Raw genomic sequence first — 12,754 nt, forward strand, 5'->3', positions numbered from 1 at the left:
CTCCGAAACTAATGAGAAATCATTTTAACGTTATCCAATACATCACGAATTAGATAAATCAGCATAAAAATACCGCTAATTGGAATAGCCATATATACCAAGCCCATTTCAATACCCAGTACTGGTGAGATCTGACCGTGAACTATTGTATCCTGTACCAATTTAAATCCACCGTAACACATAATAATGGTAGAAAAGGCGATTCCAACAAGATTAATAAATAGATTTAACAAACACTGTTTTTTAGGATCTGCTTCCAATTTCGTGGCTAATAAATCAATCGCTAAATGTTTCTTTTTCCCTAATGCATAAGCTGCACCGATAAGACCAACCCAAATAAACAAAAAACGCGCCATTTCATCAGTGTAGGTACTAGGCGTATTAAGGATATAACGAGAAAAAACCTGCCATACCACGCAGCACACCAATACTGAACACAAAATGACACACATTGTTGAAAGGATTTTATTAATTAAATTAATGAACTTTTCCATACCAATTATCTCCCCTTTTCAAATTGGTATTCCAATTCTGTTCAAAATAAGAAAAAAATCAACAAGAAGATTTAAATTTTGTGATCTGGTTCACCAATTTAGAAAAATTGGATTGAACTCTTTTTCAATATGATTATATTTAAGCCAACAACGCATTTAACATCGTTGTAAAGGATATGATTGGTTCACCTCTTTAACCTTTCATCTTTTTATTTTGCTAACTGGCAGGAGTAACTTTTATGAAAAAAACTATTCTTTCTACCGCTTTAACAACGCTTTTATCAATGGGTGTTGCCTTTTCAGTTCAAGCTAAAACCGTATTGAAACTTAGCCATAACAACGACAAAACCCATCCTGTACATATTTCTATGCAATATATGGCTGATGAAGTAAAGACACTGACTAACGGTGAAGTCATTATTCGCATCTATCCAAATAGCCAACTCGGCACACAGAGAGAATCAATGGAGTTATTACAATCAGGCTCATTAGATATGGCAAAATCAAATGCTAGTGAAATGGAAGCCTTTGAAGCAGAATACGGTGCATTCAACTTACCATATTTATTCAAAAACAGAGAACACTATTATAAAGCCTTAGTCGATAAAGATGTTGGGCAAAAAATTCTTGAATCTTCTAAAGACAAAGGATTCATTGGTCTTACTTATTATGATGGTGGTGCAAGAAGTTTTTATGCGAATAAACCAATTAAAACACCTGCCGATCTTAAAGGTCTAAAAATTCGTGTACAACCAAGCCCAACAGCAGTTGAAATGATCAAATTAATGGGAGCCTCACCAACTCCTCTCGCCTACGGTGAACTCTATACCGCATTACAGCAAAAAGTTGTTGATGGTGCTGAAAATAATGAAACAGCATTAACTCTCGCTCGTCACGGTGAAGTTGCAAAATTCTTTAGTGAAGATCAACACACTATGATTCCAGATGTTTTATTAATCAGTACTAAATCTTGGAATAAACTTACTCCAGAACAACAAGCCGCCCTTAAAAAAGCAGCCAATGACTCTATGATGTATCACAAAGATCTCTGGACCAAAATGATTGCTGAAGAGGTTGAAAAAGCAAAAACACAATTAAATGTGCAATTTATTGAAGTAGATAAACAACCATTTATTGACGCAGTTAAAAGTATGCACGATACAGCCAAACAAAATCCTGTATTAAAAGGCTATATCGAGCACATTGAAGAATTAGGTAAATAAATCAAATAGATAGCGACATTCTAATACCAATAGTGTGTCGCTTAAGATTTTAAGAGGTATTATATTATGATAGAGATATCCAAAAACCATAATTTCAAAGACAAAGTAATTGTCATTTCCGGAGCTGGCGGTGTGCTTTGCGCCTTTTTGGCAAAAGAATTAGCAAAAACTCAAGCAAAAATTGCATTACTTGATATCAATTTAGAAGCGGCAAATAAAGTAGCTAATGAAATCACCCAACAAGGTGGAATCGCAAAAGCTTATAAAACCAATGTACTTGATTTAGAAAGTATTCAACAAACACGTAATATTATTGCAGAAGATTTCGGCACTTGTGACATTTTAATTAATGGTGCTGGTGGTAATAATCCTAAAGCAACAACCGATAACGAATTTCATCAACTGGATTTACCGGAACATACTAAAACTTTCTTTGATTTGGACAAATCAGGCATCGAATTTGTATTTAATCTCAACTACTTAGGCACATTATTGCCAACCCAAGTTTTCGCCAAAGATATGATGGGGAAAGCAGGAGCAAATATCGTCAATATTTCCAGTATGAACGCCTTTACGCCGCTCACTAAAATCCCTGCTTACTCGGGAGCCAAAGCGGCAATCAGCAACTTCACTCAATGGCTTGCCGTCTATTTCTCAAAAGTGGGGATTCGCTGTAACGCCATCGCCCCAGGCTTTCTTGTCAGCAACCAAAATAGGGCATTATTATTTGATGAAAATGGCAATCCAACCGCCCGAGCCAATAAAATTCTCACCAACACCCCAATGGCACGTTTTGGTGAACCAGAAGAATTATTAGGGGCATTATTATTTTTGATCGACAGCCAATATTCCAGTTTCGTTAATGGTGTCATCATTCCTGTTGATGGTGGATTCTCTGCATATAGTGGGGTGTAAAATGAAAGCGTTTATGGATCAGGATTTTTTATTATCCAGTGAAACAGCAAAATTGCTTTATCATCAATACGCCGCACCACAGCCGATTTTTGATTATCACTGCCACCTTAGCCCGAAAGATATTGCGGAAAATCGTCAATTTAACGATCTCAGTGAAATTTGGTTAGAAGGGGATCATTACAAATGGCGAGCAATGCGAACGGCGGGCATTGATGAAAACCTCATTACAGGAAATGCGTCAAACTATGAAAAATACCTCGCTTGGGCGAAAACCGTTCCGCTTTGTCTTGGTAACCCGATTTATCATTGGACGCATTTGGAATTACGCCGCCCTTTTGGCATTACTCAAATCTTATTTAACCCTGACTCAGCCGAAAAAATTTGGCATCAATGCAATGAAATGTTGCAACAGCCCGAATTTTCAGCACGTGGCATAATGCAGCAGATGAATGTTCAGCTGTCTGGCACAACAGACGATCCAATTGACAGCCTTGAATATCATCAACAAATTGCCAATGATCTTAGCTTTAATATTGAAGTTGTGCCAAGTTGGCGTCCAGATAAAGCATTCAAAATCGAGCTTGATGGATTTTCCAAATATATCTCTCAACTTTCAGAAGTAAGTGATATTGAGATCTGTTCCTTTGATACATTGAAACAAGCCTTATCAAAACGCCTTGAACATTTTGATCGTAATGGCTGTAAATCTGCTGATCACGGGATGGAAATTGTTCGTTTTGCCCCAATTCCTGAAGAACGAGTTTTAGATCAAATTTTACAACAACGTTTACAAGGTAAAACATTAGACGAAGAAAAAATCGCTCAATTTAGCACCGCACTTTTAGTTTGGCTTGCCAAAGAATATGGTGAACGCCAGTGGGTGATGCAAATGCACATTGGAGCTTTACGCAATAATAATACGCGAATGTTTCGTTTATTAGGGGCAGACAGTGGTTTTGATTCCATTGGCGATCGCACTTATGCAGAACCGTTAGCAAATTTGTTGGATTTAATGGATCAAACCAACCAGCTTCCAAAAACGATCTTGTATTGTCTAAACCCCCGCGATAACGAAATGATCGCTAGTATGATTGGTAACTTCCAAACAGGAGGCATTGCAGGAAAAATCCAATTCGGCTCAGGCTGGTGGTTCAACGATCAAAAAGACGGAATGCAACGCCAACTACAACAACTGGCTCAACTTGGACTGTTAAGCCAGTTTGTCGGAATGCTCACCGATTCCCGTAGCTTCCTCTCTTTCACTCGCCACGAATATTTCCGCAGAATTTTATGTGAAATGATGGGAAATTGGGTAGAAAACGGCGAAGCTCCTAATGATCTCGATTTACTCGGACAAATGGTCAAAAACATTTGTTTTGATAATGCGAAACGCTATTTTAAATAAGAAAAAATACTTAATCAGGCAGATTCAGCTAACGGTAAATCTGTCTGATTAACTAAAAAAGAAAAAGGACGCTATTTCTAGCATCCTTTTCCAGCCCTCGATGGGAGTAAGTGCATTACAAAACAGAAATTTCAAGTCTTTTTCCTAATGCCTGAAATGCTCTATTTAATGTATCTATTTTTGTACTATGATTTAAATTAGTAATACGTTGAACCTCTTGTGGTTTTACATGAATACGTTTTGCTAACTCTACATTTGATATATTTTGTTTAATCATTTCATTTAATAACATCACCTTAGCTGTAACACTAGGCGGCAACTCAATTAATACTTCGCCCTCTTTTGCCTCGCTCGGCATTGGCACGCTACGTTTATCTTCAAAATAGAAATCCATTGCAGTAACTAGTGCATCTTTTGCCATAACTAAAGCATCTTCATAGTTATCGCCACAAGTAATCGCTTCCGGAATATCTCTAAATGTTACCGAATATAAACCGCTCTCTTCTTTCTCAAAAATTGCCGGATATAACATATAAATCTCCTCTAAAGATAGCCCTCTTCAGAGGGCTATTATTATTTTAGACCTAATTGCTTTTTAACAGCCATTTCAGTTCCTTTTGCTATCTCTTTGCCGGAATGGCGAGGTAACACGGATTGCTTGCCGTTTAAGTAGAGTTTAATATGATTGCTTCCATCTTTAACTTCTACTCCTTGTGCTTTCAGCCATCTTAAAAACTCACTTTGTTTCACTTAGACCTCCGTTCGTTTTAAGACATAACAACAATAAACAAAAATGTTTACAAGATCAATGAAAATTAACAAATTAAGAAAGCAAAATTATTTGCTCACACCAACACTAATTTAAAATTTTCTTTCGATAAAACAGGACGTATGGAACTAATTAAATTATCATCCGTCACAATATCAGTAAATTCAGATAGTTTTGCTACACCAAATAAAGAATACTTGCCATATTTACTGCTATCAGCAACTAATACTCGACGTTTAGCGTGCTGTAATAAAGCACTTTTTAACTCGGCTTTTTCTTCTGTTGGAGCAGTTACTCCTCTCTCTAAACTCCACGAATTACAGCTAATAAAAGCTAAATCCGGATAAATATTATTCAATAAAGAAAGGCTGTGATTACCAATGCATGATTGGCTAGAACTGTCGATATAGCCTCCTGTAATCATCAATTCAATTTGTTTATATTCGGACAAGAAAAGCGCAATATGAAGATCTGTAGTAATTACTCTTAATGGTAAATGAGCAATTTTTTTTGCAATGCTCAGCGTTGTTGTTCCTGCATCTAAAACGATAGAATCTCCTGCACTGATAAAAGAAGAAACATATTCTGCAATCCGATCCTTTTCCACCATAAACTTCAGTTGCTTTTCATTAGTGGTAGGTTGAAATGGAATAAACTGATTTAGACTCACACCGCCGTGAGTTCGGATAATCGTTCCTTGCTGATTAAGTTTAATCAGATCGCGGCGAATTGTTGCTGGCGATGCATTTGTTGCTTTCACTAGCTGATCAACAGTTGCCAAATTATGATTTTTTAAAAATAACAGGATTTGATCTAAACGGTCTGCAGACATATTCGCCCCTAAGTATGAGAAAACACGCATTAAAGACAATGCGTGTTGAAACGTTTAAGAATATATTAATTATTCACTAAATTTTTGTTTTTCTCAAATAGTCGGCAATACATTAATGTTAATTCAATTTCATAATATCACTTAATAAATGATTATTTCCGAAACCTCCTGATTTTGTCATTACAGTTAAATTTTCATATTGACTATTTTGAATCTGGCAGACCGGCACTCCTGGAACAATCGAATAAAGCAATTTCATCTCTGTTACATTCATTTGTTCCAAAAGTGTAGCTGCCCCGTCACCACCAAATAAAATTAAATGATCAAAATGTTTATGATTTAAACAATATAAACTTAATTCAGCCAAATCTTTTGCAAGCGTTCTAGCGATCATATTTATATCGTTTTCTGCATTAACAACCTTTGTTGGATTAGCTCTAATGATGACATCAGATTCACTAGAGGTAATTAATGCATTTAATTGTTCTCTTAATGCTTTTGCCGAAATTTTATGATTGAGTAATTGCGACGGAGATGGGTTAAAAACTATTGCATCACCACCATTGTGTGCAATATATTCATCCACTTGATTTTGGCTAGTTTCGTGGATAGATGTTACCAAGATTAGGCTTCTTCCATTAGTTAAAGCTCTCTTATTATTTGAAGAGGGTAATGTCTGAAGTTTTAATTTATTAGCCAAACCTGCTGACCCTACAGGAATCACTGACTTACCTAAGTGATCAATAACATGAGCAATTATTTCTAAATCATTTTCTGTTTTTGCATCAACAACTATTTGCTCTAAAGTGGAAGATTGCACTTTTTGCAATAATTCTTGTTCTGTACTGAATGAAACTTGCTCTGCATTCGGTAAAAGATCCGTCATAATTGAAGAGGTTACTGGGCAAATAACATCTTTTCCAGATGGAGTATCTGTAACAGGAATCCCATTAACATACAATATGCCTTTTTCTATTGTTCTTCCCATTTCCGGATACGCTGAACAAATGATTGCTTTTGCATTTGGGTAGCGCGTTTTCCACGCTTTTAATGCACCATCTATCTGATATTGAACAGATCCCCTCATAGTTGAATCTATTTTCAAATACAGTTGAGAAATACCGTTTTCTATAGCAGAGCGAATCACTTTAAATGTTATATCTTCTGCTTTTTGTCGTGATGCCCTTGAATCTGTAGAAACTGTAAATACATCTGCTTGAGAAAAATTTGTTTGATTTAATAATTGCCTATTTATCTTTAAAATAGTCGAATAACCTTTTTCTGCAAACATTACCCCCGTATCATTAGCCCCTGTAAGATCATCAGCAACAACTAATAAACAATTTTGACTCATTTTTAAATTTCTCCTTTTGATTCATTCGCTAAACCACTTTGTTTTTTCAACACCCAAGCAGCAAGCAAAGGAGCAACAATGGCTGATACTAAAACAGCTGCTGCAATTTGAGCTGTTGCAGTTTGTACAAATGGTGCAAAAGTTGGATCAGCTTGAGCTACAATTTCCGGTGTAATAATAGCATTTCCAGCTGTTGTTCCTGCTGCGAAACCTATACCAGATAAATTACCTCTTCTTAAAATTGTCTTATATCCAATGAATACTAAGAATCCGGTTAATACGGATGATATAACCCCTAAAATAACGCCTGTCGCCCCACCTGTAACAATCGCGTGTAAATTAATACCTGTTCCCAAAGCAAAAGCGAAAAATGGGATAACTATTGCGCCTGTTGGTTTCATAAGATCTGTCCATTTAGGATCTAAATTTCCTATTACCATACCGATAATTAAAGGAATAACAGCAGCTAACATTAGTGATAAGGGAATATCCGCTAAGCCTGATGCACCTAAAAACAATAATACGAAAAATGGTCCATCATTCACTGCTGAAGCAATATATGCTCCTCTATCACGATAATCGCCATATTTACCTGTAAATGCCAACCAAATACCACCATTAGAATTAGCAACTACTGTTAACATAGCGAGTAATGAAATTCCTAATACGCCATCATTACCGACAAAAAAGCCAAAAGCAGTTACTAATGCTGCTGGCAAAATGGTTTTAAAGAAAAGAATTACACCTGTATGAGCAAGCACTGGACCAGAACTTTTTAAAGTAATTTGCATCCCTGTAGAAAAAATTAATAATGCGATCAATGGTCCTGCAGAAGATTTAAATAATGCCGTTGTAAACGAGCCTAACCCTAAAAATTCAGGAAAAAATGTACCTATAACAGAGCCTAAGATTAAAGGAATAACCATTGCTCCACCTGGTATTTTATTCATTCCATCATACAGAGGAATAATAGATTTGGTAGCTTGTTGTGTAGACATAATTCGCTCCTAATTAAACTTAATTTCCAAATTTTATCTGTGCCATTTGAGCGGCAAGATAAAGTGATTCAGTCATACTCTTACTGTCCGCGATCCCTTTACCTGCAATCGGGAATGCCGTACCGTGATCGACAGAAGTACGAATAAACGGTAGACCGACAGTAACGTTTACACCGGTATCAAATCCCAACAATTTAATTGGAATATGACCTTGGTCGTGATACATCACCACCACAATATCGAATTCATTTAAATTGGCAGCACGATGAAACACAGTGTCCGGTGGGATCGGGCCACTGACATTAATTCCTAACTGTTTTGCCGCCTCAACAGCCGGTACGATTTCTTTACTATCTTCATCACCGAACATTCCGTTTTCGCCTGAATGCGGATTTAATCCCGCTACTGCAACTCTTGGTTGTTTAAAACCAAGCATTTTTGCGTTTTCATCTGCTAATTTAATGACTGTCAATACCCGTTCTTTTTTCACTAAATCACAGGCTTTACGAAGCTGAACGTGCGTTGTCACGTGAATAACACGAAGTTTTTCACTCACTAACATCATTGAATAATCTTTTGTGCCGCTTAATTGCGCCAAAATTTCAGTATGACCCGGAAACATTTTCCCACCGGCGTGTAACGCTTCCTTATTCAAAGGTGCTGTCACCACCGCTTGAACTTTATTCGCCATAGCGTATTGAACTGCCTTTTCCACATATTCATACGCCGCCTTACCCGCTCGAGGATCTACTTGAGAATAAGGTAAATCCGACGGCACATTGTCCAAATCGACTAAATCGATAGTTCCATATTTCGTATTTAAATTATCTAAATTTGTTACAACATTTATCTTTAACGGTGATTGCAATAAATCCAATGCTCGTTGCATCATTTTCTTATCGCCAATGACAACGGGTTGAGCAATTTCATAAAGATGTTTATCCGCCAGAGATTTAACAATAATTTCAGCCCCAATCCCTGCAGCATCCCCCATTGTTATTCCTAAAACTGGTTTCATTTAACACTCCTATTGATTAAATTTAATCACAAAAATATAAGGAAATCACATAGCACTCCTCATACCTCCTAAATTTCGTTGGAATTATATGCAAAATAAGCTGTAAAAACTGTGAACAAGATCATAAAATGATTAAATTAAATCAAAAAGATTTTATTTAATCATTTTATAGGTTAGATGTGATGATGCGATAAATGATCTATTAAAAATAGGTTGAACTAATAAATCTTTATGATTATTGGAAAAATCTATTTCATTCACTAGAATAGTTCGATTGATATTCTCCTTATACCATTTGAAACTATGAAAAAAACAACTCTAAACTTACTACTTTCTGCATTTTTAATCGGGAATTTGAGCTTATCTGTTGCCGCACAATCTACAGATGCGCCGCATAAGGTGGAGCAAAATGGTCAAGACGAAGTTTCATCTCTTCCGGTTATTGATGCGGAATTGACTGTTGCGCCAAATGTGCCGGCACCCATTAAACGTGATTATCCGGCTCGTGTAATTGTGAAATTAGAAGCGTTAGAAAAAATTATGGAAATTATGCCGAAAGTGCAATTTAAATATTGGACTTATAACGGTTCTACGCCGGCGCCGTTTATTCGTGTGCGTGAGGGCGATACGGTGGAAGTGCATTTATCCAATCCGATTAACTCAAAACTACCGCACAGCATTGATTTCCACTCTTCAGCAGCACCTGACGGAACGGCAATGGCGAGTAATACATTGCCGGGGCACACCAGTATCTATCGCTTCAAAGCACTCTCTCCCGGACTTTATCTTTACCATTGTGCCGCAATGCCCGGCGCACCGACACATATTGGTAAAGGAATGTTCGGGCTAATGCTGGTGGAGCCGAAAGCGGGATTGCCGCCGGTTGATAAAGAGTTTTACATTGTACAAAACGAATTTTATACCAGTGGTGGGTTTGGCGAAGAGGGATTACAAGTTTTCAGTTCACAAAAAGCAAGTTATGAACTACCAGATTATGTCGTATTTAATGGTCATTTTGCCTCAATGATGGGAGATAATGCTTTGAAAGCCAAAGTTGGTGAAAAATTACGTTTTTATGTTGGTAATGCTGGTCCAAACAAAGTGTCATCTTTTCATTTGATTGGGAAAACTTTTGATACGGTATATGTCGAAGCCGGTTCATTAAAAAATCATAATGTACAAACTACCCTAATTCCGGCTGGAGGGGCAATGATTGCAGAAACAACTATTCCAGTGCCGGGTCAATATACTTTTGTAGATCACGCTATTTTTCGTACAGAGATAGGTGCAAAAGGAACACTAATAATAACAGGCGATGAAAACCCTAAAATATTCAGTGGAAAACTAAAAGATGAATCTTATCAAAAACGCAACCCTGACGCAGATGTTTCAACAGGGTTCCAACATTAACAAGAAATTTCAAACAATAAAAAACGGCAACTTATGTTGCCGTTTCGTTTTTTACCATTCACTAGCTTTGAAATTAATCTGCGTTGTAATCATCAACCGCATCGTTTGCCAATACGCCCGATAAGGTATAAACACGTTTTGTGCGAGAAATACGCGCACGATATTTTTCCCAAGTTTTTTCAAAAAAAGTTTCTGCCGGACGTTCACCACGGCAAAAAGCCACAAATTGTTTTTCTTCTTCAGTAACCGGTTCACGATTACCATTTTCTAGCTCAAGAAAAGCTAAACCGTGATTTTCTAACGCTTGAGATTCACGAATAGTATAATCTCCGTGTCGAGCAAAACCACGCGGATAATTTTTATCATCAAAGAAACGGCGAGTAACGCTAAAACTTTCAGACATAGTTAAAATTCCTTCATTTTAATCAAAAAGCGAAAAATCGCATTTAAGCAACTTTTCGCCGTAAGTCAATTATTTTTTCAAAAGATATTGGGTTAAATCGACATAACGCTGAATAAACTCTTCAATCGTCTGCACTTTTGAGAAACCGCTGTCATTGCCGGTTTCGATATGGTAATTCCCGTTGATATAGAAATCCGGCACGCCACGAACTTTAAATTTCTCTGCTGCCATTTCTTGTGCGGATACTAATGCATTAACAGCAAAACTATTAATTGCACCATCGAACTCTTTAGCATCAATACCGTTATCAATAAAGATTTGACGAATATCGTCCATTGAAGATAGGCTGTTTTTCTGAGCTGCTTCAAATAAAGGCGCACGCACTTTATCTTCAGCACCAATCGCCATTGCTAACGCCCAAGCTCGAGTTAGATTTTCTGATTGAGCACCTAAGAAATTAACGTGATATTGTTTAAATTCAACATTTTTCGGCAAAGATTGTTTAATTTTTTCCGGAATATGGAATTTCATTTCATAATCATAACAATGAGGACAATAAAAGGAGAAAAACTCAATCACACCACCATCAGGATGCGGTTTAAAGCCAAGCGAAGTGTAATCCTTTCCTTCAGTAAAATTTTCCGCCGCCACTGCCGGTGACACATTCACCGCAAAAAACAAGGTTACGATTGCCAATAACAATTTTTTCATCGTTGTTAAACTCCTATTTAATAATTCCTCGCGCCTTTAATAACGCCGTTTTAAAATCTTCTTCGTAATCTTTTTTAATTCCCGGAATCGGTTCATTTTTATCTTTATCCGCCATTTTCAGATGATAAATAATAACCTCATCACTTAACTCGCTTAATTCGCCATCAAAACCAGCTTCTTTAGCAATTTTTTGCAAAATTTGCATTAAATTCAAATCCGGATCTTTTGACCAATAAGGTTGCAATAGTTCTAAAACTTCATTTAAACGATGACATTTCATCGGATTTTCCTCACAGTTTTTAGTTGGTGTGCGATAATACCACTTAATTTTTTAATTGCCAAAAAGAGATTACAATGCAGGAACAGATTAGTGCAGTTATTTTGTGTGGTGGGCAAGCTCGGCGAATGAACGGTGTTGATAAAGGCTTACAGCGATTACAAGGAAAACCATTATATCAATGGGTTTATCAAGCAATTGCAACGCAAGTCGATGAAGTGATCATCAGTGCCAATCGTTCATTATCACAATATACCGAAAGCGGATTGCCTGTGATTTCAGATCATATTGAAGGCTTTCTTGGGCCGTTAAGCGGAATGTTTAGCGGATTACAGACAGCTAAACACGATTGGGTGATATTTGTGCCTTGTGATACGCCTTTTTTACCTGTAAATTTAGTAACTCGTTTGTTGAATAAACGCCGTGAGAACACGGAGGTTGTTTATGTTTCTGATGGTGAACGTGAACACCCTACCTGTTGTCTGTTAAAACGAACTTTAAGTGCCGATCTAAAGAGTTATTTGCAACAGGGAAATCGGCGTGTATTACAATTTTTTCAACAACATAATTATGAAACTGCTGATTTTTCCGCACAAAAATCCTGTTTTGCAAACATAAACTCACTTGAACAACTAGCTTTTTATCACCAAAGAGGGAATTTGAAATGAATCAATCTGTATTAACTGTGATCGGCAAAGACCGAATCGGTATCGTCTATGATGTTGCAAAATTACTTGCCGAACAACAAATCAACATTGTGAATATCAGCCAACAATTAATGGATGGTTATTTCACAATGATTTTATTGGTTGATACCACTGAATGTAAAAAAGATTATCAAACCTTAGCCGCTTATTGCAGTACAGAGGGACAAAAATTAGGGTTAGATTTACGCCTACAAAACACTGAAATTTTTAACGCAATGTACCGCATTTAAAGGTGGAT

16 protein-coding genes are annotated in these 12,754 nt (G+C 36.8%); 6 read left to right on the top strand and 10 right to left on the bottom strand.

The features are described from left to right. Positions 1-8: 8 nt before the first annotated feature. A complete protein-coding gene (locus tag ACXPAV_RS07635) occupies positions 9-494 on the bottom strand; it encodes a TRAP transporter small permease (protein WP_039134276.1) in 486 nt (161 codons plus the stop codon). Between the two features lie 239 nt (positions 495-733). Here ACXPAV_RS07635 and ACXPAV_RS07640 point away from each other — a divergent pair, with 239 nt between their 5' ends. The 3 genes from ACXPAV_RS07640 (at position 734) to uxaC (ending at position 4,037) form a co-directional block, all read left to right on the top strand. After that, positions 734-1,717, top strand: coding sequence for a TRAP transporter substrate-binding protein (locus ACXPAV_RS07640; RefSeq protein WP_458003145.1), 984 nt, complete (start codon positions 734-736; stop codon positions 1,715-1,717). A 69-nt stretch (positions 1,718-1,786) separates the two neighbouring features. After that, on the top strand, positions 1,787-2,632 hold the full coding sequence (locus tag ACXPAV_RS07645; protein ID WP_039134332.1) for an SDR family oxidoreductase: 846 nt from the start codon (positions 1,787-1,789) through the stop codon (positions 2,630-2,632). A gap of 1 nt (position 2,633) precedes the next feature. Then, positions 2,634-4,037, top strand: coding sequence for a glucuronate isomerase (gene uxaC, locus ACXPAV_RS07650; RefSeq protein ID WP_039134273.1), 1,404 nt, complete (start codon positions 2,634-2,636; stop codon positions 4,035-4,037). A 115-nt stretch (positions 4,038-4,152) separates the two neighbouring features. On the opposite strand, the gene ACXPAV_RS07655 is transcribed toward uxaC, so the two are convergent. From ACXPAV_RS07655 to pdxA, 6 genes are all read right to left on the bottom strand, one after another. After that, a complete protein-coding gene (locus ACXPAV_RS07655) occupies positions 4,153-4,569 on the bottom strand; it encodes a type II toxin-antitoxin system HicB family antitoxin (protein WP_065230681.1) in 417 nt (138 codons plus the stop codon). 41 nt (positions 4,570-4,610) lie between these two features. Next, the gene (locus ACXPAV_RS07660; RefSeq protein ID WP_039172947.1) at positions 4,611-4,787 is read right to left on the bottom strand and encodes a type II toxin-antitoxin system HicA family toxin; all 177 of its coding nucleotides are present in this window, start codon (positions 4,785-4,787) and stop codon (positions 4,611-4,613) included. Between the two features lie 95 nt (positions 4,788-4,882). Then, positions 4,883-5,638 (bottom strand): DeoR/GlpR family DNA-binding transcription regulator, encoded by a 756-nt coding sequence (locus ACXPAV_RS07665; protein WP_039172949.1) that lies wholly within the window; start codon positions 5,636-5,638, stop codon positions 4,883-4,885. A gap of 118 nt (positions 5,639-5,756) precedes the next feature. Next, complete coding sequence (locus ACXPAV_RS07670; protein WP_458003146.1) at positions 5,757-6,992, bottom strand: four-carbon acid sugar kinase family protein; 1,236 nt, start codon at positions 6,990-6,992, stop codon at positions 5,757-5,759. A gap of 2 nt (positions 6,993-6,994) precedes the next feature. Beyond that, entirely contained in the window at positions 6,995-7,990 is a 996-nt protein-coding gene (locus tag ACXPAV_RS07675) for a 2-keto-3-deoxygluconate permease (RefSeq protein WP_458003147.1), read from the bottom strand. Positions 7,991-8,009: 19 nt separating this feature from the next. Then, on the bottom strand, positions 8,010-9,008 hold the full coding sequence (gene pdxA / locus ACXPAV_RS07680; protein ID WP_458003148.1) for a 4-hydroxythreonine-4-phosphate dehydrogenase PdxA: 999 nt from the start codon (positions 9,006-9,008) through the stop codon (positions 8,010-8,012). A 303-nt stretch (positions 9,009-9,311) separates the two neighbouring features. Between pdxA and nirK the strand changes: the two genes are divergently transcribed. Then, a complete protein-coding gene (gene nirK / locus ACXPAV_RS07685; RefSeq protein ID WP_458003149.1) occupies positions 9,312-10,418 on the top strand; it encodes a copper-containing nitrite reductase in 1,107 nt (368 codons plus the stop codon). A 73-nt stretch (positions 10,419-10,491) separates the two neighbouring features. On the opposite strand, the gene ACXPAV_RS07690 is transcribed toward nirK, so the two are convergent. The 3 genes from ACXPAV_RS07690 to ACXPAV_RS07700 all read right to left on the bottom strand — a co-directional run bounded on the left by ACXPAV_RS07690 (position 10,492) and on the right by ACXPAV_RS07700 (position 11,812). Beyond that, positions 10,492-10,821: a MaoP family protein gene (locus ACXPAV_RS07690; protein ID WP_039172960.1), complete on the bottom strand. Its 330-nt coding sequence runs from the start codon at positions 10,819-10,821 to the stop codon at positions 10,492-10,494. Between the two features lie 69 nt (positions 10,822-10,890). Beyond that, entirely contained in the window at positions 10,891-11,532 is a 642-nt protein-coding gene (dsbA, locus tag ACXPAV_RS07695; protein WP_039153268.1) for a thiol:disulfide interchange protein DsbA, read from the bottom strand. A gap of 13 nt (positions 11,533-11,545) precedes the next feature. Further along, entirely contained in the window at positions 11,546-11,812 is a 267-nt protein-coding gene (locus tag ACXPAV_RS07700) for a YihD family protein (RefSeq protein ID WP_013746548.1), read from the bottom strand. Positions 11,813-11,886: 74 nt separating this feature from the next. Here ACXPAV_RS07700 and mobA point away from each other — a divergent pair, with 74 nt between their 5' ends. Further along, positions 11,887-12,477 carry a molybdenum cofactor guanylyltransferase MobA gene (mobA, locus tag ACXPAV_RS07705; protein ID WP_458003150.1) on the top strand — a complete coding sequence of 197 codons (591 nt, stop codon included), beginning with the start codon at positions 11,887-11,889 and terminating at the stop codon, positions 12,475-12,477. Next, a complete protein-coding gene (locus ACXPAV_RS07710) occupies positions 12,474-12,746 on the top strand; it encodes an ACT domain-containing protein (protein WP_021460760.1) in 273 nt (90 codons plus the stop codon). The genes mobA and ACXPAV_RS07710 overlap by 4 nt, the downstream gene beginning before the upstream one ends. Positions 12,747-12,754: the final 8 nt, after the last annotated feature.

The sequence above is a fragment of the Gallibacterium sp. ZY190522 genome, assembly GCF_054166015.1.

What these genes read in the sequence shown, in the direction of transcription:
- ACXPAV_RS07640 (WP_458003145.1), top strand. Translation starts at nt 734, where the DNA reads ATGAAAAAAACTATTCTTTCTACCGCTTTAACAACGCTTTTATCAATG.
- ACXPAV_RS07700 (WP_013746548.1), bottom strand. Translation starts at nt 11,812, where the DNA reads ATGAAATGTCATCGTTTAAATGAAGTTTTAGAACTATTGCAACCTTAT.
- ACXPAV_RS07670 (WP_458003146.1), bottom strand. Translation starts at nt 6,992, where the DNA reads ATGAGTCAAAATTGTTTATTAGTTGTTGCTGATGATCTTACAGGGGCT.
- ACXPAV_RS07675 (WP_458003147.1), bottom strand. Translation starts at nt 7,990, where the DNA reads ATGTCTACACAACAAGCTACCAAATCTATTATTCCTCTGTATGATGGA.
- ACXPAV_RS07710 (WP_021460760.1), top strand. Translation starts at nt 12,474, where the DNA reads ATGAATCAATCTGTATTAACTGTGATCGGCAAAGACCGAATCGGTATC.
- pdxA (WP_458003148.1), bottom strand. Translation starts at nt 9,008, where the DNA reads ATGAAACCAGTTTTAGGAATAACAATGGGGGATGCTGCAGGGATTGGG.
- uxaC (WP_039134273.1), top strand. Translation starts at nt 2,634, where the DNA reads ATGAAAGCGTTTATGGATCAGGATTTTTTATTATCCAGTGAAACAGCA.
- mobA (WP_458003150.1), top strand. Translation starts at nt 11,887, where the DNA reads ATGCAGGAACAGATTAGTGCAGTTATTTTGTGTGGTGGGCAAGCTCGG.
- ACXPAV_RS07655 (WP_065230681.1), bottom strand. Translation starts at nt 4,569, where the DNA reads ATGTTATATCCGGCAATTTTTGAGAAAGAAGAGAGCGGTTTATATTCG.
- ACXPAV_RS07665 (WP_039172949.1), bottom strand. Translation starts at nt 5,638, where the DNA reads ATGTCTGCAGACCGTTTAGATCAAATCCTGTTATTTTTAAAAAATCAT.
- nirK (WP_458003149.1), top strand. Translation starts at nt 9,312, where the DNA reads ATGAAAAAAACAACTCTAAACTTACTACTTTCTGCATTTTTAATCGGG.
- ACXPAV_RS07635 (WP_039134276.1), bottom strand. Translation starts at nt 494, where the DNA reads ATGGAAAAGTTCATTAATTTAATTAATAAAATCCTTTCAACAATGTGT.
- ACXPAV_RS07690 (WP_039172960.1), bottom strand. Translation starts at nt 10,821, where the DNA reads ATGTCTGAAAGTTTTAGCGTTACTCGCCGTTTCTTTGATGATAAAAAT.
- dsbA (WP_039153268.1), bottom strand. Translation starts at nt 11,532, where the DNA reads ATGAAAAAATTGTTATTGGCAATCGTAACCTTGTTTTTTGCGGTGAAT.